Origin of the sequence: Paracoccus sp. MKU1 (assembly GCF_001447385.1) — a bacterium.
Lineage (GTDB): Bacteria > Pseudomonadota > Alphaproteobacteria > Rhodobacterales > Rhodobacteraceae > Paracoccus.
Window position 1 is genome coordinate 1 of sequence record NZ_LLWQ01000210.1, and the last position, 3048, is coordinate 3048.

Here is a 3048-nt window from a genome sequence, read left to right on the forward strand (position 1 = left end):
CACTTCGAGGGCCGATCATGGCAGGGCCTGCACCGACATGCGCTCATGACCATGATCGCGTTCGCCTTCCTGCAAGCCCGACGCCTGAAGGCAGCGGATCGGAAAAAAGGGCCCCAGCTCCCCCGCCACAACTGAGCTTACCAGCTATCAGGCAGACGATCTTGATCCAGCTCAGTCAGCCGCCGCCCAACTGTCCCCACTGCCGTAGGAAGTGGCGAAAAATGCTCAACAGACTTCTGCCAAAGTAGTGATAGGCTCAGGATTCATAACCAGTAGATGACGGTCGCGGCGAGAGCGATCGCTGAGGGAAAGACCTTTGGGCATCGGTCGTAGCAGGTCGCCACCCGGCGCCAGTCCTTGAGCCTGCCAAACATGATCTCGATGCGGTTGCGCCGCTTGTATCGGCGCTTGTCGTATTTGACTGGGGTCTTGCGTTGCTTCCGGCCAGGGATGCAGGCGCCTATCCCGTTGTCTTTCAACGCGTCCCGGAACCAGTCGGCGTCATAGCCGCGATCCCCCAGCGGCCAGTCGACCTTTGGCAGGCTGCTGAGCAGCGCCCGCGCGCCGATGTAATCGCTAACCGGCCCTGCAGTGACGAACAGGTTGAGCGGCCGTCCCTGGCTGTCACAGATGGCATGCAGCTTGGTGTTCATGCCGCCCTTGCTCCGACCGATCAGGCGACCTCGCCCCCCTTTTTCGCGGCCATGCTGGTCGCGGTGCGGTGTGCCTTCAGGTAGGTCGCGTCGATCATGACGGTCTTTTCCTCGCCGTGTTCGGAAGCCAGACCGACCATCATCCGCGCGAAGATGCCTTTCTCGCTCCAGCGCTCCCACCGGCTGTAGAGCGTCTTGTGCGGGCCGTAGGCATCTGGAGCGTCTCGCCAGCGCAACCCATTGCGATTGATGAAAATAATTCCACTCAGCACGCGCCTGTCATCGACCCGTGGCTTTCCGTGCGACTTCGGGAGGAAAGGGGCAAGCTTGGCCATCTGCTCGTCGGTCAGCCAGTAAAGATCGCTCATGTCACCGCTCCGTTTTCGAGCCATGAATCACGCAGAGCATTGAAAATCAATGCATCCTGAGCCTAGGGACCAAATGCACCAAACGCTTGCCTGGATGGCCACGCCATAAACATAGCATGAACATGCGCTGTATGATGAGGCGATCATGGCTCAACACTTCCTGCTCGCCGCACGAATTCCGTCGACGTTTGGCGTGCCGCAGCGCCTGGACGGCCTTGAACACCACTGAACTCCGCAGCGCCGTATCCGTTACCTCAAGGTCGCGTTCGATCATCACCCGTTCCGCCAGCTCCCGGGCCGTCATCTCGTGACGGCGCTGCCGACTTCGACCACGATGCCGCGATATTCGTGGCCCCTATGCATCGGCTCGGTGATGCTCTGCGCACCGCGATAGGGCCAGAGGTGGGAGCCGCAGATGCAGGTGGCCGCCAGCCTGATGATGGCGTCGGTGGACTTGAGGATCTCGGGGTCGGCCACATTTTCGAAGCAAACATCGCCGGGGCCATGAAGGACGGCTGCCAGCAAGGGCTCTCCTTTCCGGGCTCAGGCGCCGTATTCGGCGTCGCTGACATGCTCCAGCCAGTCGACGACCTTGCCGTCCTGGACCTCCTGAAGCGCGATATGGGTCATGGCCACGCCGGCCGCGGCGCCGTGCCAGTGCTTCTCGCCCGGCTCGAACCAGACCACGTCGCCCGGGCGAATTTCCTCGACGGGCCCGCCTTCGCGCTGCACCCGCCCCAAGCCCGAAGTCACGATCAGCGTCTGGCCCAGCGGATGCGTATGCCAGGCGGTGCGGGCACCAGGCTCGAAGGTGACTTGGGCGCCCTGCACCCGGTCGGGCGCGGCGGGATTGAACAGGGCATCGATGCGGACGCGGCCGGTGAACCAGTCGGCGGGGCCGGGGCGAGAGGGCGTCTGCCCGGCACGATAGATCTGCATGAGAACCTCCTTTGGATCAGGACAGGATTTCGACGCGCAGCGGATATTCGCCGCGCACCAGCAGCAGCGCCGGCCCCGCGTCCAGCCGCCCGAGCCGGATCAGCCCGCGCGACCAGCGATAGGACCCGTGGAACAGTGCCAGATTTTCCCAGGGCGCGTAATAGCACAGATCGCCCGGCGCCTCGTTTCCGAAGGGGCGGCTGCCCTCCTCGGTCAGCTTGCGCGGCAGGTAGGCGATCTTCTCGTTGGTCGAGTAGTCGTCGATGGTCAGGTCCAGCGGCAGCATCGAGAGCAGGTCGCGAGCCGAAGGATTGTCCTCGAGCGTCGCGGTGAAGTCCTGGTCGGCGAAGGCAAGGCGGATACGCATGGCGGCTCCTGCGCGGGCGATGGCGGGAAGGGCGAGGCTGGCGGCCGCTGCGGCCAGCAACATGCGCCGAGAGAGACCGGCGGGTTCATGGGTCATTCCTGCATTCTCCATCATAGCAAGCAGGCCTCGCCCAGCCTAGGCGGCAAGATGCTGGCCGAAGAACGCCGCCAGCCTGTTGAAGGGGATCTTGTCCATCCGGTCATAGAGATCGACGTGATAGGCGCCCGGGATGATCATCAGCTCCTTCGGCTCGGCCGCTGCCTGATAGGCAGTTTCGCTGAAATAGCGGGAATGGGCGTTCTCGCCATGGATGAACAGCACCGGGCGCGGCGAGATCTCCGCGATATGGGTCAGGATCGGCAGGTTCATGAACGGCAGCGGCGTGGTCCGCGTCCAGGCATTGCCCGAGTTGACCGCGCGCATGATAGCCGCGCGGGGTCATGTAATAGTCGTGGTAATCGACCAGGAACTGCGCCTCGCCGCCTTTCAGCTCGTTATAGGGCGGCTGCCAGGCCGGGGCACCGTTCGCGGCATCTTCCCTGCGCTGCCGGCTGATCTGTTCCAGTGCCAGCGCGCGTTGTTCGGGGGTCATGCTGTCGTCGTAGCCGTTCGACATGACGCGGGTCATGTCATACATGGTGCTGACGGCGATCGCCTTGACGCGCTTGTCGACCGCCACGGCGCTCAGCGCCATGCCGCCCCAGCCGCAGATGCCGATGAG

General features: G+C 63.6%; 6 protein-coding genes. All 6 read right to left on the reverse strand.

Annotated features, from left to right (window positions below):
• Positions 1–263: 263 nt before the first annotated feature.
• Positions 264–1021 (reverse strand): IS5 family transposase gene (locus AQY21_RS28130; RefSeq protein ID WP_152988321.1). Its coding sequence is split into 2 segments (ribosomal slippage): positions 264–697 and positions 697–1021, totalling 759 coding nucleotides; the frame shifts between segments, so codons are not numbered across the junction.
• Positions 1022–1067: 46 nt separating this feature from the next.
• Positions 1068–1295, reverse strand: coding sequence for a hypothetical protein (locus AQY21_RS29195; RefSeq protein WP_058099712.1), 228 nt, complete (start codon positions 1293–1295; stop codon positions 1068–1070).
• A gap of 26 nt (positions 1296–1321) precedes the next feature.
• Positions 1322–1546: an alcohol dehydrogenase catalytic domain-containing protein gene (locus AQY21_RS21895; protein WP_058099713.1), complete on the reverse strand. Its 225-nt coding sequence runs from the start codon at positions 1544–1546 to the stop codon at positions 1322–1324.
• Positions 1547–1564: 18 nt separating this feature from the next.
• Entirely contained in the window at positions 1565–1960 is a 396-nt protein-coding gene (locus AQY21_RS21900; RefSeq protein ID WP_058099714.1) for a cupin domain-containing protein, read from the reverse strand.
• A 16-nt stretch (positions 1961–1976) separates the two neighbouring features.
• Positions 1977–2423, reverse strand: coding sequence for a cyclophilin-like fold protein (locus AQY21_RS21905; protein ID WP_238986872.1), 447 nt, complete (start codon positions 2421–2423; stop codon positions 1977–1979).
• 39 nt (positions 2424–2462) lie between these two features.
• On the reverse strand, positions 2463–2750 hold the full coding sequence (locus AQY21_RS29930) for an alpha/beta hydrolase (protein ID WP_238986873.1): 288 nt from the start codon (positions 2748–2750) through the stop codon (positions 2463–2465).
• Positions 2751–3048 lie beyond the last annotated feature (298 nt).

Excerpts from the sequence above, each read along its gene's own strand:
- AQY21_RS29195 (WP_058099712.1), bottom strand. The coding sequence starts at position 1,295 with ATGATCGAACGCGACCTTGAGGTAACGGATACGGCGCTGCGGAGTTCA.
- AQY21_RS21900 (WP_058099714.1), bottom strand. The coding sequence starts at position 1,960 with ATGCAGATCTATCGTGCCGGGCAGACGCCCTCTCGCCCCGGCCCCGCC.
- AQY21_RS21905 (WP_238986872.1), bottom strand. The coding sequence starts at position 2,423 with ATGACCCATGAACCCGCCGGTCTCTCTCGGCGCATGTTGCTGGCCGCA.
- AQY21_RS29930 (WP_238986873.1), bottom strand. The coding sequence starts at position 2,750 with ATGCGCGCGGTCAACTCGGGCAATGCCTGGACGCGGACCACGCCGCTG.